The sequence below is a fragment of the Rothia nasimurium genome (assembly GCF_049068285.1).
GTDB classification, from domain to species: Bacteria; Actinomycetota; Actinomycetes; order Actinomycetales; family Micrococcaceae; genus Rothia; species Rothia nasimurium_I.
In genome coordinates, this window is record NZ_JBLKPV010000006.1 from 165,058 (window position 1) to 186,376 (window position 21,319).

At 55.7% G+C, this 21,319-nt stretch carries 18 protein-coding genes; 9 read left to right on the top strand and 9 right to left on the bottom strand.

Going from position 1 to position 21,319, the window contains the following annotated elements:
* The first annotated feature begins 214 nt into the window (after positions 1 to 214).
* A complete protein-coding gene (locus ACMXX3_RS07085; protein WP_421084050.1) occupies positions 215 to 1,183 on the top strand; it encodes a heme o synthase in 969 nt (322 codons plus the stop codon).
* 87 nt (positions 1,184 to 1,270) lie between these two features.
* On the opposite strand, the gene ACMXX3_RS07090 is transcribed toward ACMXX3_RS07085, so the two are convergent.
* The 3 genes from ACMXX3_RS07090 to ACMXX3_RS07100 are packed head-to-tail and all read right to left on the bottom strand — an operon-like array spanning position 1,271 to position 4,229.
* The gene (locus ACMXX3_RS07090) at positions 1,271 to 2,374 is read right to left on the bottom strand and encodes a COX15/CtaA family protein (protein WP_421084031.1); all 1,104 of its coding nucleotides are present in this window, start codon (positions 2,372 to 2,374) and stop codon (positions 1,271 to 1,273) included.
* A gap of 35 nt (positions 2,375 to 2,409) precedes the next feature.
* Positions 2,410 to 3,201: an ABC transporter permease gene (locus tag ACMXX3_RS07095; protein ID WP_421084032.1), complete on the bottom strand. Its 792-nt coding sequence runs from the start codon at positions 3,199 to 3,201 to the stop codon at positions 2,410 to 2,412.
* Positions 3,198 to 4,229, bottom strand: a complete 1,032-nt coding sequence (locus ACMXX3_RS07100) for an ABC transporter ATP-binding protein (protein ID WP_421084033.1) — start codon at positions 4,227 to 4,229, stop codon at positions 3,198 to 3,200. Before ACMXX3_RS07100 ends, ACMXX3_RS07095 begins: the two co-directional genes overlap by 4 nt.
* 129 nt (positions 4,230 to 4,358) lie before the next feature.
* On the opposite strand from ACMXX3_RS07100, the gene ACMXX3_RS07105 reads away from it, so the two are divergent.
* The 6 genes from ACMXX3_RS07105 (at position 4,359) to ACMXX3_RS07130 (ending at position 12,619) form a co-directional block, all read left to right on the top strand.
* Positions 4,359 to 5,111 (top strand): helix-turn-helix transcriptional regulator, encoded by a 753-nt coding sequence (locus ACMXX3_RS07105; RefSeq protein ID WP_421084034.1) that lies wholly within the window; start codon positions 4,359 to 4,361, stop codon positions 5,109 to 5,111.
* Positions 5,112 to 5,220: 109 nt separating this feature from the next.
* Positions 5,221 to 6,678, top strand: a complete 1,458-nt coding sequence (gene sufB, locus ACMXX3_RS07110; protein ID WP_421084035.1) for a Fe-S cluster assembly protein SufB — start codon at positions 5,221 to 5,223, stop codon at positions 6,676 to 6,678.
* 3 nt (positions 6,679 to 6,681) lie between these two features.
* Positions 6,682 to 7,929, top strand: a complete 1,248-nt coding sequence (gene sufD, locus ACMXX3_RS07115) for a Fe-S cluster assembly protein SufD (protein WP_421084036.1) — start codon at positions 6,682 to 6,684, stop codon at positions 7,927 to 7,929.
* A gap of 28 nt (positions 7,930 to 7,957) precedes the next feature.
* The gene (sufC, locus tag ACMXX3_RS07120; RefSeq protein WP_421084037.1) at positions 7,958 to 8,716 is read left to right on the top strand and encodes a Fe-S cluster assembly ATPase SufC; all 759 of its coding nucleotides are present in this window, start codon (positions 7,958 to 7,960) and stop codon (positions 8,714 to 8,716) included.
* A gap of 33 nt (positions 8,717 to 8,749) precedes the next feature.
* Positions 8,750 to 9,079 (top strand): metal-sulfur cluster assembly factor, encoded by a 330-nt coding sequence (locus ACMXX3_RS07125; protein WP_421084038.1) that lies wholly within the window; start codon positions 8,750 to 8,752, stop codon positions 9,077 to 9,079.
* A 237-nt stretch (positions 9,080 to 9,316) separates the two neighbouring features.
* Complete coding sequence (locus ACMXX3_RS07130; protein WP_421084039.1) at positions 9,317 to 12,619, top strand: fibrinogen-like YCDxxxxGGGW domain-containing protein; 3,303 nt, start codon at positions 9,317 to 9,319, stop codon at positions 12,617 to 12,619.
* A gap of 160 nt (positions 12,620 to 12,779) precedes the next feature.
* On the opposite strand, the gene ACMXX3_RS07135 is transcribed toward ACMXX3_RS07130, so the two are convergent.
* The 4 genes from ACMXX3_RS07135 to ACMXX3_RS07150 form a co-directional block, all read right to left on the bottom strand.
* Complete coding sequence (locus ACMXX3_RS07135; RefSeq protein WP_421084040.1) at positions 12,780 to 14,993, bottom strand: phospholipase D-like domain-containing protein; 2,214 nt, start codon at positions 14,991 to 14,993, stop codon at positions 12,780 to 12,782.
* 250 nt (positions 14,994 to 15,243) lie between these two features.
* Positions 15,244 to 15,714 (bottom strand): TipAS antibiotic-recognition domain-containing protein, encoded by a 471-nt coding sequence (locus ACMXX3_RS07140; protein ID WP_421084041.1) that lies wholly within the window; start codon positions 15,712 to 15,714, stop codon positions 15,244 to 15,246.
* Positions 15,715 to 15,785: 71 nt separating this feature from the next.
* Positions 15,786 to 16,052 (bottom strand): type II toxin-antitoxin system RelE family toxin, encoded by a 267-nt coding sequence (locus ACMXX3_RS07145; protein ID WP_237185622.1) that lies wholly within the window; start codon positions 16,050 to 16,052, stop codon positions 15,786 to 15,788.
* Positions 16,049 to 16,303, bottom strand: coding sequence for a type II toxin-antitoxin system Phd/YefM family antitoxin (locus ACMXX3_RS07150; RefSeq protein ID WP_421084042.1), 255 nt, complete (start codon positions 16,301 to 16,303; stop codon positions 16,049 to 16,051). The genes ACMXX3_RS07145 and ACMXX3_RS07150 overlap by 4 nt, the downstream gene beginning before the upstream one ends.
* Positions 16,304 to 16,617: 314 nt before the next feature.
* Here ACMXX3_RS07150 and ACMXX3_RS07155 point away from each other — a divergent pair, with 314 nt between their 5' ends.
* Both ACMXX3_RS07155 and ACMXX3_RS07160 read left to right on the top strand, forming a co-directional pair.
* Entirely contained in the window at positions 16,618 to 17,289 is a 672-nt protein-coding gene (locus ACMXX3_RS07155; protein WP_421084043.1) for a hypothetical protein, read from the top strand.
* A 76-nt stretch (positions 17,290 to 17,365) separates the two neighbouring features.
* Entirely contained in the window at positions 17,366 to 18,379 is a 1,014-nt protein-coding gene (locus tag ACMXX3_RS07160; protein ID WP_421084044.1) for an ImmA/IrrE family metallo-endopeptidase, read from the top strand.
* Positions 18,380 to 19,422: 1,043 nt separating this feature from the next.
* On the opposite strand, the gene ACMXX3_RS07165 is transcribed toward ACMXX3_RS07160, so the two are convergent.
* Both ACMXX3_RS07165 and ACMXX3_RS07170 read right to left on the bottom strand, forming a co-directional pair.
* Positions 19,423 to 20,439: a hypothetical protein gene (locus tag ACMXX3_RS07165; RefSeq protein WP_421084045.1), complete on the bottom strand. Its 1,017-nt coding sequence runs from the start codon at positions 20,437 to 20,439 to the stop codon at positions 19,423 to 19,425.
* Positions 20,436 to 21,319: restriction endonuclease subunit S (locus ACMXX3_RS07170; RefSeq protein WP_421084046.1), on the bottom strand; the 884-nt coding region annotated here is incomplete at its 5' end. The genes ACMXX3_RS07170 and ACMXX3_RS07165, both read right to left, overlap by 4 nt.

Here is a 21,319-nt window from a genome sequence, read left to right on the forward strand (position 1 = left end):
TTGGCGCGCGCTCAAACGGGTGCCACCGGCAAGAAAGTGATGGGCGCCACCGGGCTGCGGTGGTGCTACGGCAGGCCAGTAGAGCCAGCCCCTCCATTCAGCTCAACACGCCGGTAGTCACTCTTGTCCCACATAGTGATGTGGGGTTGGACGACGTCAGTTGGGCAGCACACACACCAGTCAAGGGAAGTTGGCATTCGTGAAGGGCCATGGCATGAACTCCGTCATCGAGCGCGATGTTGCGCAGGGGCAAGAACCTGCCGCAGCCGCGTCCGGAAAAATCCCCCTAGGCCGAAAAATTAGGGCCTATATTCACTTGACCAAGCCTCAAATCATTGAGTTGCTCCTGGTCACTACCGCCCCCACCATGATCTTTGCAGCCGGTGGCTTTCCAAACTTCTGGCTGGTACTTCACACCATGATTGGTGGCTCCCTAGCTGCCGGTGCCTCCTGCGCCTTTAACTGCTACATCGACCGCGAAGCAGACCGGCTGATGAAGCGCACCGAAAAGCGGCCTTTGGTCACCGGGGAGCTGACTGACCGGGAAGCCCTGGTTTTTGCCTGGGTGCTGTCGGTGATTTCTATCGTCTACCTTTACTTCCTGGTCAACCCCCTGGCGGCTGGTCTCGGCGTTGTAGCGATTTTCCTCTACGTTGTTTTCTATTCCCTGTGGCTGAAGAAGCGCACCAAGCAGAACATCGTCTGGGGCGGCCTGGCCGGGTGTATGCCCGTTTTTATCGCCTGGGCTGCTGTTGAGAACACGATTTCTTGGGCCGCAGTGGTGCTCTTTATGGTTATCTTCCTCTGGACGCCCCCGCACTACTGGCCCCTATCCATGAAGTACGCCGAGGACTACCGGGCTGCCGGTATTCCCATGCTGGGGGCTACCGACTCCGCCAAGAGCGTGTCCGTTCAGGTGGTCCTGTACGGCTGGGCTATGGTCATGTGCTCCCTCCTGCTGGTTCCCCTGGGTGGGGCGGGCTGGGTGTACACTGCGACTGCGCTGGCAGTGGGTGCCTGGTTCCTCTACCACTGCCATAAGTTGCACCGCCTGGCCCTGGCCGAGCAGGCCACCAGCCGTACCGCGATGGTGGTCTTCCACGGTTCGATTACTTACCTGACCGTCCTCTTCATTGCTCTGGCTGTTGATCCGTTTGTGGGCGGCCCCGTCCTCGCCCTCTAGACCCCTCACTAGGTAGGTACCGTTTAAATAAGAAATACCCACGAACTAGGTGGGTATTTCTTATTTAAACGGTACCTATCGGGTGGGCTAGGGGGTTAGGACGCGCTGGGTCGCCAGGGCGCGGGCGGCAGGTGATGAGAGGGTTAGCTGCCGTTCAAAGAGGGAAGAAGCCGCCAGGGCGAAGAGTCCAGAGCCCAGCAGGTGGAGCTCAACCAACCAGATAGGCAGGCCCGTAAAGTACTGGGTGTAACCGACCAGGGCCTGGTAGGCCAGAACGGCCAGAACCAAACCTAGAGATTTTCCGAAAGCAGGGGCCCATACATTCTTCTTCCACAGGAACCAGAAGGCCAGAACTGAAGCACAGTAGATCCAGACCAGGGAGCCGTGGAGGCGGGTGACCCAAATGGGGTTGAAGGCGTGGCGGTGGGTTTCAGGGTCACCTGCGTGGGGGCCGGTGCCAGTCACCACGGTGCCGGCAAACATGAGGCCAACAACGAGGATAACCCCAGTCCAGCCCAGAACCCGCATGAGGGTCGCTGAGGCGGGGAAAGCGTCCTCCGGCTGGCCATTGAGAACCGGCTGCTTAGTTTGAGATGCAACCAGGCCTTCTTTGGCGGCAGTGCCCTCAAAATAGCGGTAGATGCGGTTGAGATAGATGCCAGCCAGCATAATCATGAGGGCTGAGAGCATGTAGTGGGCGGTAATCATCCAGGGGTTGAGCCGCTGCCACACCGAGATGCCACCAACAACGGCCTGTACCGGAATGCCCCAGAGCAGGAGCAGGACGAGGTTGAAGAGGTCAGCGTAGCGGGATTCGTGGGCCCGGGCTCCCACCAGGAGCTTCTTGATAAAGAACCTGGCAGAAACCCGTTCGGGGAAGACCAGGCCCAATACCGCCAAGAAGGCCAGGACCGTGACAATAACCAGGGCAAAGGTGAGCATTCGGTTGCCGAACTCTACGATTCCGTGGAAGCCCATTTCGGGGGTGGTGGTCCAGGAGTCAGCCGTACATCGGGGCCAGTTGTCGCACCCTAGCCCTGACCCGGAAAGACGGACAATGCCGCCTGAAATCACCAGGAAGATGTTAGCGATGGCCAGGGCCCAGGCGGTTTTTTTGACCCAGCTGGTGTAGGTGGGTGGGACGATTTTTTCACCGAGGCTGCGAGCCTGGGCGGGGCGGACGGTCGGCATACTGCCTTCTTTCGCGGTTGGGAGGTGGATGGGGTTTAGGCTGACCATTTGAAGAATTTGACGGCAAGTCCGCCAAAGACGGTGGCGCTCAGGATCAAAATCAGGTGGGGGATGAGCAATAGCTCATGTTGGGTGAAGTCTCCGCGCAGGGCGTTGCCCAGGGCTGCTGAGGGGAGGAAGTCGATGAGTCCGCCGAGCCAGCTGGGGTAACGGTCGGTGGGTAAGAGAATTCCACCGGCTGCTGCGAGGATCACCCAGGCCATGTTAACAATGGCTAGGGTAGCTTCGGCCCGGACGGTGCCAGCGATGAGCAGACCCAGGGATGTGAAACAGGCGGCTCCCAGAAGCAGGGTGGGTAGGGAGAGCAGGACGGCAGGGACCGTGGCCGTCCATCCCAGGAGCTGGCCTAGTCCACCGACCAGGAAGTACTGAATCAGCAGAACACTCAGCACAGCAATGACTTTACCGGCAATCAAGCCACCCTTGCCCAGGGGGGTTGTTGAGATAAAGCGAAGTACCCCGTAGCGGCGGTCAAAGCCAGTGGCTATGCCCTGGCCGGTGAGGGCAGTGGAGAGGACGCACAGGGCTAGCACGCCGGGAATAGCTATATCAATCCGGCTCATCCCGTATTTTTCGGCCCAGGGGTCAAGGAAGGCTGTGTAATTGAGGGCGACGATGGCCATGAGGGGAAAGGCCAGGGTCATCATGAGCTGCTCGCCGTTTTTGAGCATGGCGAGTGTTTCGTACTTTCCTTGGGCTAGGACGCGGCGGCTCAGGCTGGCTGCCCGGGCTGGCAGGACGTGGCGGTGTTCGGCGTGCTGGTTCATCGGATGTGTTTTCCTGAGTGTTCGAGGAAGATATCTTCCAGGGACCGGCTAGCAAGATTCAGTTCCCCGGGCAAGATGTCGTGGGTGTCCCAGTAGGCAGTAAGTTGGGCTAGGTGGTGGGGACGCAGGGGGCCGGTAATCCGGTAGGTTCCGGCGGGGGATTCGGTGAGCGTGAGGCCGGCGGCGTCCTCGTGGCTCAAGATGTAGTCGAGGTTGAAGCCCTGGGGGGCGGTGAAGGTCAGGCAGCGTTCGCCTTCTTTACCGGCGGCAAGAACCTCATCCATGCTCCCGGCCAGGACGATGGCCCCGGCTTCGATCATGTAGACATAGTCGGCGATGCGCTGGGCGTCATCGAGCAGGTGGGTGGTGAGGACGACGGCCACCCCGGCGTCCCTTTGTTCTCGGATGATGTCAAAGACAACGGCCCGGGATTGGGGGTCAAGCCCTGCGGTGGGTTCATCTAGGAAGAGGATCTCGGGCTGGCCAATGATGGAAGCTGCCAGGGCAACTCGCTGTTTCTGGCCGCCTGATAGGCGCCTTATGGTGGTGCCGTTAAAGGCGTCAATCCCTAGCCGGGTAGCCAGCTCATCAACGTCGAGGGGGTTGGCATACATGGAGGCTATGTGGCGCAGCAGCGGAATCGGCCGAGCTGAGGGTGGGAGGCCGCCGTCCTGCAGCATAATGCCGACCCTGGCCCGTAACTCAGGATCAGCCCCCCAAGCCTGGTGGCCCAGGAGGGTGACGGATCCAGCATCGGGTTTCAGCAGCCCCTGGGCACAGGCGAGGGTCGTGGTTTTCCCGGCTCCGTTCGCCCCCAGCAGGACGGTTACCCGCCCCCGGTCAATTTCCAGGGAGAGGTGGTTGACGGCCCGCTTGAGGCCTTCAGCGGTGAGGGCCTCTGGGTGTTTGCGGGCAAAATCTTTGGTGGGTTTGAAATCTTTGACCAGGTTGTCAATAATCAGCGCGGCAACCGGGGTCTGGGCTGCTGCGCTGGAGGTCAGGTGGGTGCTGCTGGGCTGGGTAGTCACCCGTCTATTCTAGACCTTTTGATAGGTGTGTGACTAAGTTAGAGTGGAGAAATAGGTTGTCCTTACTAGCTTCACCCGCAACAATTACGACATACTTTATTTGTGTATTCGGCAGAGAAAGGCAGCACTGTGTCCCACAAGACCGAGCGCCCTGCAGAAACAGAGGAACGCACCCGCGATCGGGTGCTTCAAGGAGTGCTCACTCACGGCCCTGTTTCTGCGGCCAAACTGGGGGAGCTTCTCAACCTCACCCCCGCGGCAGTCCGCCGCCACTTGGACGTCCTTGAGAAAGACCGCCTGATTGAGGTGGCCAGCCACCGCCAACACGGCGCCGGCGCTGGACGTCCTGCCCGCCGCTACGTCATCGCCCCCAAGGGCCATACTGAGCTGGGCAACGACTACCTGGATATTGCCCGGGACGCCCTGACCATGCTCCAGAAGGCTGTTGGGGAAGAAGCCCTCCACCAGTTCGCCAGCGCCCGCGCTCACGAAATGGCTGAGCGCTACCGGCCGGTCGTGGAGGCAGCGGGTCCGGACGTCGCAGCCCGGGCTGAGGCCCTGGCTGAGGCAATGACGCGGGATGGCTTTGTCGCCACCGCCCAGGAGATGGCACCGACCGTTGGTAACCGGGTCCGGCTCCCGGATCACCTGCTGGCGTCAATCCAGCTGTGCCAGGGGCACTGCCCCGTCCGCGACCTGGCCGCTGACTTCACCGTCTTCTGTGACCAGGAAACCGAGATCATCTCCGACCTGCTCGGGGTGGACGTCCGCCGTCTTTCCACGATGGCAGGTGGCGCCCACGTCTGTACCACCCATATCCCCCTCGGACGAACAGGTATCAGCCAGGAGAGGGATCCAGTGGGCACCCCAGAAGACTCCTAAACCATAAGATTTCCCGCCTAACCCGGCCACCGGCAGGGGAGGGCGAGGCAAGAATTCACCGCAAGACACCCGTCGGGCAGTGAAAACCAACCCACCAAGAAAGGCCGTAATGACTGAACAGGTTGAGCGCACCGCCAACAACACCGTCATTTCAGAAATTCTGGAGGCAAACCCCGAACTTGAAGGTATCGGTACCTACGAGTACGGTTGGGCTGACTCCGATGAAGCAGGCCAGGCTGCAAAGCGTGGTCTTGACGAAGATGTCGTACGCGACATTTCAGCCAAGAAGAACGAACCCGAATGGATGCTGGACCTTCGCCTGAAGGCCCTGAAGTTCTTCGACCGCAAGCCCATGCCTGCCTGGGGTGCTGACCTCTCTGGCATTGACTTCGATAACATCAAGTACTTCGTCCGCTCCACCGAGCGCCAGGCTGAAACCTGGGAAGATCTGCCCGAGGACATCCGCAACACCTACGAGAAGCTGGGTATCCCCGAAGCTGAACGCAACCGCCTGGTTGCCGGTGTTGCCGCCCAGTACGAGTCTGAGGTTGTCTACCACCAGATCCGTGAAGACCTCGAAGCCCAGGGCGTCATCTTCCTGGACACCGACACCGCCCTCAAGGAACACCCCGAGTTCTTCGAAGAATACTTCGGCTCCGTCATTCCTGCCGGTGACAACAAGTTCGCTGCCCTGAACACCGCTGTGTGGTCAGGTGGCTCCTTCGTGTACGTCCCGCCGGGAGTCCACGTTGAAATCCCCCTGCAGGCCTACTTCCGCATTAACACCGAGAACATGGGCCAGTTCGAACGTACCCTCATCATCGCTGATGAAGGCTCCTACGTTCACTACATTGAGGGTTGCACCGCCCCCATCTACAAGACTGACTCCCTGCACTCTGCAGTTGTTGAGATCATCGTGAAGAAGAACGCCCGCGTTCGCTACACCACCATTCAGAACTGGTCCAACAACGTCTACAACCTGGTGACCAAGCGGGCTATCGCCCACGAGGGCGCAACCATGGAATGGATCGACGGCAACATCGGCTCCAAGGTCACCCAGAAGTACCCGGCCGTCTACATGGTCGGTGAGCACGCCAAGGGCGAGACCCTCTCCATCGCTTTCGCAGGTGAGGGCCAGCACCAGGACACCGGTTCCAAGATGGTACACATCGCCCCCAACACCTCATCTACCGTTGTCTCAAAGTCTGTTGCCCGTAACGGCGGCCGGTCAGCCTACCGCGGTCTGATTCAGGTGCGCGAGGGTGCCTCCCACGCCAAGAGCTCCGTCGTCTGTGACGCACTGCTGGTGGATACTATCTCCCGCTCTGATACCTACCCCTATGTCGATATCCGCGAGGACGACGTCACCATGGGCCACGAGGCAACCGTCTCCCGCGTGTCAGAAGAGCAGCTCTTCTACCTCCAGCAGCGCGGCCTGCCCGAGGACGAAGCGATGGCCATGATCGTCCGTGGCTTCGTGGAGCCCATTGCCCGCGAGCTGCCCATGGAATACGCTCTTGAACTCAACCGCCTGATCGAACTCCAGATGGAAGGATCCGTAGGCTAAATTATGGCTAACGCAGAAAACCAGGGTCACAACAACCCCGCGATTCCCGGTATGGACCAGGAAGGTGAAAAGCTCGCGTCTGAGCTGGCCACCGACGACACCATCCGCGTCTCCAAGCACAACACCGACAAGGTCGAAATCGACGGCTCCCGCGCCGAGCGCAAGACCTCCTACAAGGTCGAAGACTTCGCGCCCCTGACCGGCCGCGAGGAAGACTGGCGCTTCACCCCGCTCAAGCGCCTGGGTGGCCTGCACACCGATGAACTCACCGGTGCAGCACCTGCTGTTGAGGTCAACGCCCCGGCAGGCGTCCAGGTAGAAACCATCTCCCGCGACGACGCCCGCATCGGCACCGCCGGTATTCCCGAAGACCGCGTGGCAGCCAACGCCTGGAGCCACTTCACCGAAGCGACCGCCATCACCGTGGCTGCTGAAGCTGAACTTGAAGCCAATATTGAGGTCACCATCAACGGCACCTCAAATCAGGCAGCTGCCCAGCACATCTTCGTTGAAACCAAGCCCTTCTCCAAGGCCGTGCTCGTGCTGCGCCACACCGGCTCTGCTACCCTGGCCCAGAACGTCGAGTTCAAGGTAGGCGACTCCTCAGAGCTGACCGTTATCACCGTTCAGCAGTGGGAGAAGGACGCTATCCACCTGTCAGCCCAGTACGCCTCCCTGGGCCGGGACGCCAAGTTCAAGCACGTCAACATCTCCCTCGGTGGCGACATGGTCCGCCTGACCCCCTCCACCCAGTTCACCGCCCCCGGCGCTGAAACCGAGATGTACGGCCTCTACTTCGTGGACGCAGGCCAGCACATTGAGAACCGCCTCTTTGTGGCCCACACCGTGCCCAACTGCAAGTCCCGCGTCACCTACAAGGGTGCCCTGCAGGGCAAGGCAGCCCACTCCGTGTGGGTGGGCGACGTCCTGATCGGTAAGGAAGCCGAAGGTACCGACACCTACGAGCTCAACCGCAACCTGATCCTCGAAGACGGCCCCCGCGCTGACTCCGTCCCCAACCTCGAAATCGAAACTGGCCTGATTGAAGGCGCCGGCCACGCCTCCACCACCGGCCAGCTCGACGAGCAGCACCTCTGGTACCTGCAGGCCCGCGGTATCCCCGAGGCTGAAGCCCGCCGCCTGGTCGTCCGTGGCTTCCTCAACGAGATCATTCAGCAGATCCGCATCCCTGAGCTTGAAGAACAGCTCACCGAAGCGCTCGAAGCTGAACTCGCGATTTCCAACAACTAAGCTTTACCTTTTACAGGAGAAATAAACTATGGCAACCCTTGAAATCAAGGACCTCCACGTCTCCGTTATCCTGGACGACGAAAACACCAAGCCCATCCTCAAGGGCGTCAACATCACCATCAACTCCGGTGAAATCCACGCCATCATGGGCCCCAACGGCTCCGGCAAGTCAACCCTGGCAGCAACCATTGCTGGCCACCCCAAGTACCAGGTAGACTCCGGCCAGATCCTGCTCGACGGTGAAGACGTCACCGAAATGTCCGTCGACGAGCGTGCCCGCGCCGGCCTCTTCTTGGCCATGCAGTACCCCGTTGAAATCCCCGGCGTGACCATGAGCAACTTCCTGCGCTCAGCCAAGACCGCTGTGGACGGCGAAGCCCCCGCCCTGCGTACCTGGACCAAGGACGTCAAGGCAGCTATGGAGAATCTCTCCATCGACCCCGCCTTCATCTCTCGTAACGTCAACGAGGGCTTCTCCGGCGGTGAGAAGAAGCGCCACGAAATCCTGCAGCTGGAACTGCTCAAGCCCAAGTTCGGTATCCTCGATGAGACCGACTCCGGCCTGGACGTCGACGCCCTCAAGGTTGTTTCTGAAGGCGTTAACCGCGCCCACCAGGCCAACGACATGGGCGTCATGCTGATTACCCACTACACCCGCATCCTGCGCTACATCAAGCCCGAATTCGTTCACGTCTTCGTGGACGGCAAGATGGTAGACCAGGGTGGCCCCGAGCTCGCAGACCGTCTTGAAGAAGAAGGCTACGAGAGCTACCTGGCAGCCAAGTAAGGCCTGCTACTCCTTTAGAAAGGAAGGTGCATCATGGCAGAAGCACCCGCTGGTGCCCCCAGCCAAGAGGCCATTGAAGAAGCCCTGATGAACGTCATCGACCCCGAACTGGGTGTCAATATCGTTGATCTTGGCCTGCTCTACGGTATGCGGTGGAATGACGAGGGCGCTCTCGTGCTTGACATGACCCTGACCACCGCCGCCTGCCCCCTGCAGGACGTCATCGAGGAACAGGTTCAGCAGAACCTGGAAAGCATGATTGACGAATGGCATGTGAACTGGGTTTGGATGCCCCCGTGGGGCCCTGAACGCATTACCGAAGACGGCCGCGACCAAATGCGAGCGCTGGGCTTCAATATCTAACTCAGGTAGTTAGGTCAGGACGCCGCCTACCCGCTTTCCTGCCTCCGGGCAGATGGCCGGGTGGGCGGCGTCCTGCGTCATAAAAGGTTGAAACGTACCCTTAAGGTGCTTACAACCACAAGGAATTGCAGGCTGGGATTATTCTATTAATAGCCTGCTTGTTTTAGACTAGTTAGGATCACTCATCAGGGGGTCAGGTACCTCTGCCTGCTCCAATCGCACACATTTGAGGAATATATGAATAAGGAAAATCCTTCGGCTGGGGAGTCGAAGCAGTCAACCGCGCGTCATTTCTTGGCAGCGGTGGGCTCTCAGTTTAAGCAGCCCTTCTCCTGGCGTAAGCCCAATACCGTCACCAAGGTGGGTGTCGGTGCTCTGGCTCTTGCTACCGCTGTAGCTGTTCTGCCCGGCGCAACGGCCTCAGGCGAGTACGTTCCTGACGGTCTGACCAGCCAGACGGCAGCTGCTTCCTGCTACGAAATTAAGCTTAATGATCCTGCCTCTAAGTCTGGCACTTACTGGCTGTGGACCCCTGAGATGGACGCACCTGCCCAGTTCTACTGCGACCAGGAAACCCACGAGGGTGGCTGGGTGCTCATTGGCCGTGGCCGTGAAGGCTGGACCGAAGACTACGCGGGCAAGGGTAACCCTGCGGAGCTGGCCCAGAACCCTGACGGTACCGATGCTTTCAGCCCTGTTCAGTTGCCCGCCAAGACCGTCGATGCTCTCATGGGTCACCTCAACCTGCAGACCATGCAGGAGGGCACCATGGTCCGACGAGCTGGGGATAACTCGGGTAGCTCTATGCAGAACGTTTACCTGCGGGCTTCTAAGGTTCAGGACTGGACCTGGGCCCTGTCTGCTACCCTCAAGTACGACTTTGTTTCTTATGACAACCCGTCCAACGGTTCTATGGGCGCTGATGCCAACCAGAACGGGGTAGATGGCCGAATCAATAGCCTGGATAACCGCTACAACAACATCAACTTTGTTGGCACCAAGAACCAGGCCTGGAAGATTGGCTTCTCCTACGGTTCAGGGGTTACCGGCAGCAACTCACCGACCAGTTACCTCTGGTCTGCTACCAACGGTGGCAGCAATGCCCTGCCCTTCTCCCAGGTCTTGATTAAGCCCCGACTGACCCAGGATGATTTCAAGCTGGAGGACATCGCCGATAGTGGCCTGCCCGGCTCCACCCAGCGGGCTCTGCCTGCTAGCTTCTCCTCGCGCGTCACCTGGCGCACCGCTGCCCAGACCGCAACCGGTAAGACCGGCGAGCTGAACACCTTTGTTCAGGCCATTACCCAGGTCGGCAACACCGTCTTCACCGGTGGTGACTTCGCCTGGGTTGAAAACGCCCAGACCGGTGAAAAGGTTGAGCAGAAGTTCCTGGCTGGTTACGATGTGAACTCCGGCGAACTCGTCCGCTCCTTCATGCCTACCTTCAACGGCCAGATTAAGGCCCTGGCGGAACTGCCCGGCGGCCTGCTGGGCGTTGGCGGCGAATTCTCCGAGGTCAACGGTGAAAAGGTCAATGGCTTTGTCGTCCTGAACCCCGCAACCGGCCAGATTGATAAGTCTCTGGGCTGGGACGTTGTCAACCGCAACTCAGGCGGCGTTCCTGTCGTCAAGACCATCGCAGTAGATGGCGATTATGTCTACATCGGTGGCTCCTTCACCCACGTCAAGGGCAAGACCTCCGCAACCTATGCCTACTCCAAGAACGCAGCCCGCTTCCTGATCTCTAACAAGTCAGTGGACTGGAAGTGGCGGCCCATCACCAACGGCACCGTCAACGGTATTTCCCCGTCAGACAACGGTGTTGCTCTTGGTGGCTACTTCACCACCGTCACCGATAATAAGCGAGCCTGGAAGCTGGCCTACCTAAACACCACCGACGGTAAGGTTGCCCAGGACTGGACCTGGAAGCTCTCCTACCGTGACTGGGCCCCGCAGCAGAGCGACGGCTTCCAGTTCGATGTTCAGACCACCAATTCATCCGTGTGGGCAGGCGGTGCTGAGCACATGGTTGCCCAGTACGATAAGAACAACGTCAGCCGTCGTCTGACCTCCACCCTGACTCATGGTGGCGGTGACTACCAGGATCTGCAGCTGAACAACGGCGTGCTCTACGCTGCCTGCCACTGTGGCGACTGGGCCTACAACGGGGCACAGAACTACGTTGGCTCCTGGAACGACTCTACCTTCACTGACGTCCAGGCTGTCCGCCTGCTCATGGCTTATGACGCAGAAACCGGCCAGTTCCTCAAGGACTTCAGCCCTAACCTGCGCGGTGCCCGTGGCCACGGTGTCTGGGCCTCCTTCGTCGATTCAACCGGAACCCTCTGGGCCGGTGGCGACATCACTTCATCACTGGGCTACAACGGGGTGCAGAAGACCGTAGGCTTTGCCCGCTTTGCTCCGCGTGACGTCACCGCCCCGGCAACTGCTTCGAACCTGGCCGTCACCACCGACGGTAAGACTGATACCCTTTCTTGGACCGGCGTGTCTGAACGCGGTGTCACCTACCAGATCCTGCGGAACAACCGGGTTATCGCTTCAACAGCTAGCACCACCCTGACCCTGCCCTCAACCGAGGACGCCCGCTACTTCGTGCGCGTCGCTGACGCCAACGGCAACTACTCAGCAACCACCCCGGTTGCCACTGCCCCCAAGGTCAGCGAACCTGCCCCTGAAGAACCGGTAGAAGAGGCCCCTGTAGAAGAGGCCCCGGTAGAGGCTCCCGTTGAGGAAGCCCCCGTAGAGCAGCCCCAGCCGGACACCCCGGTAGAGGCCCCTGCTGAGGGCGAACCTGCTGACCAGGCTAACGAACCTGCTGCTCCTGTCGAAGACCAGCCTGCTGACCCTGCCCCGGCGGAGGAAGCCCCGGTTGAGATCGTTGACCAGGAAGAAGCAGCTGAGGTAGCAGCAGTACCTGTCGAGCAGAAAATCGCTGATAACCCGGCAAACGGCGTAGCCTTCATGAACCCTGCCCCGATTGCCCCGATTGCCCAGCCGGCACCCGGTGCCCAGCAGGTTATCTTCTCTGGGGACGCCTGGAACATTGCTTTTGGCCTTGACCCCTGGAAGGGCCTGGATCGCACCTGGCGTCAGACCGACTACAAGTACAACACTGCCACCTGGTACAAGACCTACTCTTCTGTAGGTTGGGGTCAGCCTGAGCTGCAGACCTCCTACCAGTTCAATGCCCGCAACCAGCCCAAGTCTATGATGCTGCGCAAGGAACTGGACCTGTCCCTGGCTCCTGGTCAGAACCTCGTCCTGACCACCTATGTGGATGACGGCATGATGCTCTGGGTCAATGGTAAGCAGTACACCCGTCAGAACCTCCTGCTGGGGGCCACCCCCGCCTACACCGCAACCCGCGCTGTAGACTTCGGTGTTGCCCGTAAGACCCCTCTGGTCATTTCGATTCCCGCGCATGAACTGCGTCAGGGTAAGAACTCCATTGCGGTCATGGTGAACTCCAACTACGCAGGAGCCCCCACCAGCTTCGATATGATTGGTGAAATCCGCTAAACCTAGCACTGAAAACTCCCCGGTAACAGATGGGCCTCATCTGCTGCCGGGGAGTTTTTCTGTGCAGGAAAAATACTGGTATTGGGCGCTGGCCTGCAGGACTAGGGCGTTGTTACGGAAATGGAAGTAGGTTCGCTGCTACGTTAGAGCGCAGCGGAGCCTACCGCCGCCATAGCCGCCCCCACCCGCGCGAGCGGGCTTCAGCGTCCTGAATCTGCCGGGTCAACAAAGCAACCCGCTCAGCCTCTAACTCCAACCTCAGCTCGGCCTTCTCCCGCTCAGACCTCTCCCGCTGCGCTTCGAGCAGGGCGAGGGTGTGCTCGCTCTTGGTCACCACATTGAGCGGGCTGCGCTCGCGGTAGCCGGCTAGCAGGGGCTCGCCCAGATAGGCGTCGGTGCGCTCGATGTTCAGCGTGATGGCCTTAGGGGTTGCCTCTAAAACGCAGTCGGCGGGCAGAATAGAGCGAAATTCAATCATCTCTTCTTTCTGGGTCTTGTTAAAGGTGCCGGTTGCCTCCCAGGCAGAGCGCAGGACGGACGCTACCTCGGGGCTGTGCGCGCTGAAGGCTAGGGCGTCCTTGGCGTGGGCCTGGTGGATGGTGTCTGTGATGATGCCACGGGCGATTTCGTCGCGGTAGCTGTATGGGGTGAACATTTTGGCGGGAAAGGCCGTTTCTAGCCCAAAGCGGGCCAGGGTTTCTTGCAGAATCTCGGCGGTGAGCCAGACCCAGTTGCGTGAAAAACGCTGAATCTCGTGGGCGGTCAGGTGGTCGAGCCGCTGGCTGAGGGTGTAGACCACGTGGCGGTAGAGGTTGTTGTTGACCGACCCCGCCAGGGAGGTGAAATTATAGACCTGCTGGTCAGTGGGCTTGTAGTCGCTGGTAATAGAAATGTACCAGACGCGTTTTTTGATGGCTTCTTGCAGCACAGCCCCGTCGGCGTTTGAGGTCAGAATGATGGTTCCCTGCGGGCCCTCAAACCCGTTGGAGCGCAGGTTGGCCCAGTGCTTGATTTTGCCCTGCACCGTTGCCCCGTTCAGGAACTGGGTACCCACCTCGTCGATGATGAGGGGCGAGACTTCGCCCGATTCCATGTAGCTGTTCATATAGTTGATGGACCCGGTTTTAGAGCCGTAGGTGGTTTTGAGCAGTTCTTCAGCCAGTAGGGGAGAGCAGTCACCGATGAAGGGCTTGAGGTAGTCGTCAACCATGGTGGTTTTACCCGATGACCCAGACCCCAAGATAGCCAGGAGAACGGGGATTTTGTCGGGATTTTCGCCGGTTTCCATAACCAGGTGGCGGATGCGCCAGAGCACCGGGGCCGTCATGGCAAAGAGGAAGGCACTCAGGGCCTGGTGGGATTCATCGCGCATCTTGTTGTCCCGATAGGAGAGCACGATATCGACGAAGGTTGAGGCGTCGCGGGCTGTTACCTCTGCATCGGTGAGCGGGGTAAGTTCCTTCCCCTCGTGGTTGATGAGCAGGGTGCCGTCGTCGGTGGCAACCCAGCGGGGTTGCGCACCCGTGATAGGGCTGGCGTCCGCCGGGGCGACCTGCCTTTGTCTGAGGTGCACGGTCTGCAGGGCCTTGGTCGCGGCGGCAGGGGTGCGCGTTTTACCGGCGGGGGTGTAAGTGGCTTTGAGAGTGTGCAGGACGACGGGGTCACCCAGCTGGTAAGTTGTGGTCACACTTTCGGGGGTAGCTGTATCAGATTTTTCCTCGCGCAGGAGCTGGCCGATGGTTTCGCGGTGTTCGGTGGGTAGGAGTTTGGCGTCCTTGATGATGCGGGTATCGATGATGCTGGTGCGCTGCTCAGCGGTGCCGGCCTGACGGAATTCCTGCACGGTGCTGCGGTCGAGATAGTCGGTGGCTTCGACCTCGAAGTTTTGGGTGAAGAGTTCGGTGTATTCGCGCAGGTAGGCGGTGTCGTCGGAGCTGTCGAAGCGACCCCGGTAGAGGGTGTTGTGCTCGTGATTCTGGGTCATGGCTGCCCGGGTGAGGTTCATGGACCCGGTGAAAATCGCAAACTCGTCGGCCGATGTGAGGATGAAGTACTTGGAGTGAAAGAGCTTATCGGCGTTGTATTTGAGGTGCACGCGGCCGCTTTCGAGGGCGTCGAGCAGGGGCTCGCTAGCGGTTTCTAGTTCGCGGACGCGCCGGGTTGGGTCGAAGATTTGCCGCAGCAGGCTGCCGGTTTTGGCTTCTTCAAGACCCAGAATCAGCTTGACCTGCTCGAACCTCTGGCTGAGCTGGTCAATCGTAGTGAAGGAGGAGACGAAGCTGACCCCGTGAAACTCTGTGTAACCTGCCGTGAGCTCCCAGAAGTCCGGCTCGTAAAGCATGGTGCGGGTGTTGAGATCGAAGACGGTGAGCATGAGTATGCCTTTCAGCTAGTGGGCGGGGTGTGTGGTTTACCCAGTAGCATGACAGGCTATTTTGAACAGGGTGCAAATGGCGGCAAGATGGCGAGAAGATGTCTGGTAAATGAATAATGAAAACTTTTAGTCGCCGGTTTTCTGCACATTGCGGCGAAATCAAGCGAGCGTGCGTCATATCGCTGAGTGTGCGCATGGCCTGTGCACGCTCAACGATATGACGCACGCTCGGTTAGGGAAGAGGCGGTTGTTAGTCCCAGCTGGGGTTGGCCAGGTCTACTCCGGCACGTTCAGCCTCTGCCTCGATAGCGTCGGCCAGCCACTGGGCTAGGCCCGGCTGCTGGGACTCGTAGTAGCTAGTAAACCGCTCATCGGTAATATAACCGCGTGAGATGAGGTAATGCTTGGCGGGGGTGACGGGGAAGAACTCGCTCAGCAGCTGACGGTGGGCGTGGACGAGTTCTCCCGCCTCGGCGCTGTCCGTCGGCAGGTTGCGGCGCACGGCGTCCGCTAGTTTGCTGTCGATGTCTGCGAAGCGTTCCTTGCTGGCAACCCAATCGGCCTGGCTCCAGCCTGCGGTGCGCTGCTGGCTGATAGCCCAGTCGTCCGTGCCGGCGTAGCGTTCCTCAGCTTCTGCCTGGTAATTGGCGAAGTAAGCATCGCCGAGAACTTCGCCAATGTCAGTGAGGGAGAGTTTCTGGTGGGCCATAGAGTTTTCCATAAAAGTGTCTTATTCCTTCAATCAGCCAAAATAGTTATTGGTTGGTATAGCGAGCTGGATGAGTCCGTTTTCTATTTTTTATAGACTTCTCGCCGGTGACCGATTGTTAGAACCAAGATAATGAGCCGGCCTTCTTCGACAGCGTAGATTACCCTGTAGTTGCCAACTCTAAGCCTGAGTTCGCCATCTCCTCCAACTATTTTCTTGATCCCTGGCGGGTATGGGTTTGAGGCAAGCTCTTGGATTTTCTTGGCAATGCGGGTCTGATCGTTTTTATTGATTTTGCGCAGTTCTTTTGCTGCAGAAGGTTTGAAGGTAACTGAGTAGTTAGCTGTCATGAGAACTTAATGCCGAGCTCATCCATGAGCTGGTCAAAGGGGATTTCGTCTTCTTCTTGGCGGGCTTGACGGGCTTTAGCAGCATCAAGTTTGTCTTCGAGTGCTTCGAGTGCTTGATCGAAAAAGACGGGGGAGACAAGGACGGCTCGGCGGCGGCCTCTGCTTTCGATAGCAACGGGCTCTCGCTGCACTTCATCAAAGTAGTGGCCGAGGTTCTGGCGAAATTCTGCTGTTCCAGTGGTTGTAGTCATGTACTAAATGTACATTACGTACAGGGTAAGGGCTATAGTTGAGCAGATTATTTCTCGACCCTTGATTGTAGCCCTACCTAGGGTTTGGGTTATTAGGGTATTTCTTCGACATTTCCAGGTCGCCCGCCCCCAGCTTGCGGTGAGCTGCTGGCTGATGGCCCAGTCATCTGTGCCGGTGTAGCATTCCTCAGCCACAGTATGTCTTGATGTAGCAAGAGACTAGAAGAGTGAGGGATGAGGTTATTCCTATCGCATAACTTCGGGTTTTGTGCAATAATTTGAGGAGTCAATATCTTACCGATAGGAGCGGTGTCTTGTCTCTGAACGCGTTTGCCCCTAAGCCAACTGTAATTATTGAGCCTAGTGAAGCTCCTGAATTTTTGGCCAAGTTTGGCATTGATATTGCTGATATTCAGGAAGGCTTAGAAGCTGGGGAGCAGGCGGCAGGTAATACCCGGTCATCGGCTCCTGTAACAGCGGCAGGAACCCGCCGGTGGTTTGACACGACAGAGGTAATCCGCGATCACCTCATGGTGAAGAGTGGTTGGAAGCTTGCTAACCCAAAGGGACGCCCGCTTTCCATTCATCCATTAGGAAAGCATACTCTAGGCATTCTTGGCGGTGACGTTAACACCGGTATTCTTGACCCTGATGTGGTTCCGAAAGCTAATCGGAAGAAGGGGCCCGCTACGGGTGAGTCGGTGAACGCTAACCAGCCTGCATTGTTTTATCTCGATGGACCTTCTGACGAAACGGTTCGAGAAGCTGTTGCTGGAGTTCCTTCGGAGGGGCATTGGTTCTTGCTCTATTATCGGGACGTAGAGGAAATTCGTTGCGAGATTTCCCTGCCTTACCCTGAATTCGACGGTGGTCAGTTCCATAGGTGGCAGTACCGGGTTATTCTTCCTGCGATAGATAAATCTGCTATTGACCGTAGCAAAATTCCTGATATTGGTGGCGGAGACGTTGAGTTCCAGATTGCATAGCAGTTACCCTGAGCGTGTTGCCCTCGCCCGTAAACGGCGGGGGCATACCCGTGTGTCTTTGGCACAGGAGCTAGGAGTGACTGACCGTACTACTCAAAAATATGAAAAAGAGGGCGCCCCTGATTCTGCGGTCAGTCAGTTGGCTCATGTTCTTGGGTACCCGGTTGAGTACTTTGCACGCCAGCCACAGGTAGCGCTTGAGGTTGACGGTGTAAATTTTAGGGCTGGTCGTGCGGCTACTCGCAGTGCGCGTGACTCTGCCATTGCAGCTGGCGTTACCGGTATTGAGGTCATGCAGTGGGTGGAAGATAAGTTCACCCTACCTTCAATTGTCATGCCTTCATTTGAGGGGATAGCCCCAAGGGTAGCTGCTCAGTTGCTTCGTGAAGAGTGGGGGCTAGGTACTAAGCCCCTACCGAATTTGGTGCAGTTGTGCGAGTCGCGGGGTATTAGTGTGATGGTGCTTCCAGACGCTGCCATGCAGGTTGATGCTTTCTCGCTCTGGTATGAGGGTAAGCCCTTTATTTTTATTGCTCGGCAGAAGACGCCTGAGCGTGCCAGGTTCGATATTGCTCATGAGCTGGGCCATCTTGTGCTGCACCGGTTTGCTCCTGTTGATGATTCTTCGGCTGTGCAGGAGCGCGAGGCGGATGAGTTCGCGTCTGCTCTATTAATGCCTGAGTCGCTGTTGGCTGAGTATCTTCCTCAGAATGCTTCGGTGGACGACCTTGTAGAAGCTAAGTACATTTTTCAGGTATCTGCCTTTGCCTTAGCAACTTCTTTACATAAGTGTGGGCGGATGACTGATTGGATTTACCGCAAGGTGTGTATTGAGCTAACACGCCGGGGGTATAGGGACGGTGAGCCTGAGGGCATGGGAGTCTTTGAACAGTCCAGGCTTTTCCCGCAGGTCTTCGCTGCTGATAAGGGCGGTGCTGTGACGGCTGAGCGTATTGCTGTTGATCTTGCGGTGCCGGTTGACGATGTGCTGACTTTGACGTTTAGTACTCGTCTGCGACTTGTGCAGGGGGAAGGCAAGGTCGAAAAACATGGTGAGAGCGGACGCCCGGCCCTGCGGGTAGTACGATGAGCCGTAACCACAAACTTGTCAGATTATTGCCGCTACAACACTTGAGGGTGGTTCGCTGGCTGAGCCTATGGCCACTGTTTTCCCTGGATACTAGCGCTCAATGTTGAGGACCGTGAACTGATAGATGCGGCCCGGGCTACTTTTGCTACCAACCAGCCGAAACTTTGTTGGTAGAAGCAAAGTGCTGGTTTAAATTCACATTTAGAAAATTTGAAGCACGGACAGCTATTTAGGGTATTTAAATTTTGATAATTGCCTTACTATGCTAATTGAAGATAAGCTATTCTGTTTGCTTGGTATTAGAGGTTGTCTATCTAAAAATTATATGCATTTCAGACTTGCCGTATCTATGCGAATATCTAAATTTTTTAACAATCCAGATTGGTTCTTGCGACGATGGACTAAACCGGTGAATTTGCGGCGGTTTAAAATATAAATGCCAACATGGCACCAAAGACTAGTCTTCACTTTTCCTGTCAAATATTTCATAAGTATTTAGGAGCTGAGTTAGTGATATGGTGAAAAGGCAGAATATTTTTGAAAAAATAAATACTATTACAGAAATAAATACAGCGGATATTATAAGTAAAATTGACTCAGGCCAGTTAAAGCTTTCGAATATTTGGAAAATTGTAACCTTATTGTCGCTTGTAGGAATAAATTTGAGTATGACGGAAAAAGTTACACCCGATAGAGAGAGGAAAGAGCAATATAAAATATGATGAACTACCTCATCTGCCATGCTAATGTATAGTGTATGCCTTGGGTTAAAGTTACTAAGTGTTGCTCGCCAGCCGGAAACAGTCCCAAAAACAGCGAGGAGGGAAGTTGCTAGCAGTGTAAATATCATGATGAACGAATCCTCAACTGGCGGCCTGCCGAATAATAACACCAATAAGCAGCTCATCACACTAGAAATTAATGATATTATTTTAATGCATTTTATTGTTCTCTCGTCGGGCTTATTTTGATAAATATCTTTTTTATTTTTCCTTATTATTATTCTTTGACTGCTGGATTTGGAAATTCTTGTGAAATCTAGTCTAGGATTTTTTATCATTTTGCGCATCCGTCAAATTGTTGGTAAGGTGACTAATTTCTGGGATAGAAAAAGGATCTCGCAATTCATCAATAAACTGATTCATTTTCGGAATAATTACATCGTACCAGTGGTTTATACTTGGATGTTTGGTGGATATGTCGTAACTGAATGATTGCCCAAGTAATTCTTCGACGGTAAAAACTTTTTGATTAATTAGAAACCTAACTTCGTCAATATCATTAAGCACTTCTGTTGAAGAAAAGATGTCGCTTCCAAACGAAAAGAACGCCATGTCTTGTAGCGGGTCAGATTCCTCATCGCGCCACCTAGAAATTTTTTCCCAGAATGACTGTTTCGTTTCCTGATCAAAATTAACCGAAAGCTGAAGATTGATAAATTTTGGATCCAAAGTACCGTCAGTCTGAGGACTGTTCCCCCTGAATTCTACTTTTAGGTTTTTTGAATCTTCTATAAAGCTTTTTATATATTCAGTATCAACAACTTGTTTAAGTATGAAATTAATTTTTTTCCCGTTACTTGTGAATTCAGGAGAGTAAGTTTCAAAATAGTCTAATAGTCTTTTTCGTGCATCAACATTTCCATCTGCCTCAAAAATGAAGAAAAGTTGATTAGAATCAGAATTTGGTAGAATTATTGAAACGTACCTATCGGATTCTGCAGACTTGTCAGATAATTTGTCGTCTTCACCGCTCACTCCTCGCGCATGGGAATACTTCCCGAAGGAGCCTACCCCGCATTCGATGTGAATTAAATCATTGATGATATCAGTCCTGAGTAGGGTCATTGTTTTCTTATCGTAGTTATCTCTCAGGTATAGATCATCATTTAGTCCTAAATTTTCAGTGTTTTCATCCAAAATACAGAGGGTTTTTAGCATTCCCTTCAAAGTTTTCATTATTTCATGCCTGGCATTAGAGGTTGGGCTCAGGTTTATTTTATGATTATCCTCAGGCTTTCCATAAAAAGCAAGTGCTTCAAAGATTTTAAATTTTATCATTTAGAAACTCCTAAAATAATTTTTGTAAAATTCTGTTGACTGATTATCGTTGGAACTGGAATTTTTAGGTTATTAAGTGTTTTTTGTGAAAGTTCTTTGAATGTAGCTCCTACCCCTAAATTATGCAGAATCTTTGTGTTAAGCTTAAGCCAGAAATAGAGGTAAAGTGGTTCAATCTCAGGGCTGGGAATGAGACTTTTGAAACCCTGGTTAGTCGCCATTGGTACTGTATTGATAGCGACGAGTCCGATAGGGGCTCGTGACGATAGTAAGACGCTCCCAGCAGGGAGAATTTGAGCTGAGCAAGAAGCAAGTCCCGCCTCAGTCAAAGTCCTCTCGGTTTTCCCGATATAAATTCCATCAAGTTTGCTTAGTTCGGCAGGAGTAACCCAGTTAACCTTGCCACCCCAGAACCCTTCATTTGAGGTTTTTGGTGTAGCACCAGACACGACCGTTGCGACCTCGCCTAAAAGCTTCGTAGGCCAATCTTTACCTGTAAACATCTCGTGAAACAGCGCAACCTGAAACTCATCAAAAAGCTCCTGCTGGCGCTCACGCTTCTGAGCAATCATTGACTGAAGGTCGCGAATCTCAACCTGCTTTACCTGCTCTTCCAGGGGAGGAAGGTCGAGCTTAATATTCTCCACTGTCTTTTTGGATAGCTCCTTGAACGTCGCACCTACTCCAAGAGATTGTAGATACTCTTTATGGTCCATAAGCCAGTAATACAAAAATTTTGGCAAGATCTGGTCACCAGGAATCAGGCTTTTAAAACCCTGGTTAGTTGCCATCGGAACAGTATTGATAGCAATGTGACCGATGGGGGCTCTTGAACTCAATAACACAGAGTTCTCTGGAAGCAAGTTTGTAGCACAGCTAT

Excerpts from the sequence above, each read along its gene's own strand:
- sufC (WP_421084037.1), top strand. The coding sequence starts at position 7,958 with ATGGCAACCCTTGAAATCAAGGACCTCCACGTCTCCGTTATCCTGGAC.
- ACMXX3_RS07090 (WP_421084031.1), bottom strand. The coding sequence starts at position 2,374 with ATGCCGACCGTCCGCCCCGCCCAGGCTCGCAGCCTCGGTGAAAAAATC.
- ACMXX3_RS07165 (WP_421084045.1), bottom strand. The coding sequence starts at position 20,439 with ATGATAAAATTTAAAATCTTTGAAGCACTTGCTTTTTATGGAAAGCCT.
- sufB (WP_421084035.1), top strand. The coding sequence starts at position 5,221 with ATGACTGAACAGGTTGAGCGCACCGCCAACAACACCGTCATTTCAGAA.
- sufD (WP_421084036.1), top strand. The coding sequence starts at position 6,682 with ATGGCTAACGCAGAAAACCAGGGTCACAACAACCCCGCGATTCCCGGT.
- ACMXX3_RS07085 (WP_421084050.1), top strand. The coding sequence starts at position 215 with ATGAACTCCGTCATCGAGCGCGATGTTGCGCAGGGGCAAGAACCTGCC.
- ACMXX3_RS07145 (WP_237185622.1), bottom strand. The coding sequence starts at position 16,052 with ATGACAGCTAACTACTCAGTTACCTTCAAACCTTCTGCAGCAAAAGAA.
- ACMXX3_RS07135 (WP_421084040.1), bottom strand. The coding sequence starts at position 14,993 with ATGCTCACCGTCTTCGATCTCAACACCCGCACCATGCTTTACGAGCCG.
- ACMXX3_RS07125 (WP_421084038.1), top strand. The coding sequence starts at position 8,750 with ATGGCAGAAGCACCCGCTGGTGCCCCCAGCCAAGAGGCCATTGAAGAA.
- ACMXX3_RS07140 (WP_421084041.1), bottom strand. The coding sequence starts at position 15,714 with ATGGAAAACTCTATGGCCCACCAGAAACTCTCCCTCACTGACATTGGC.
- ACMXX3_RS07095 (WP_421084032.1), bottom strand. The coding sequence starts at position 3,201 with ATGAACCAGCACGCCGAACACCGCCACGTCCTGCCAGCCCGGGCAGCC.
- ACMXX3_RS07130 (WP_421084039.1), top strand. The coding sequence starts at position 9,317 with ATGAATAAGGAAAATCCTTCGGCTGGGGAGTCGAAGCAGTCAACCGCG.
- ACMXX3_RS07150 (WP_421084042.1), bottom strand. The coding sequence starts at position 16,303 with ATGACTACAACCACTGGAACAGCAGAATTTCGCCAGAACCTCGGCCAC.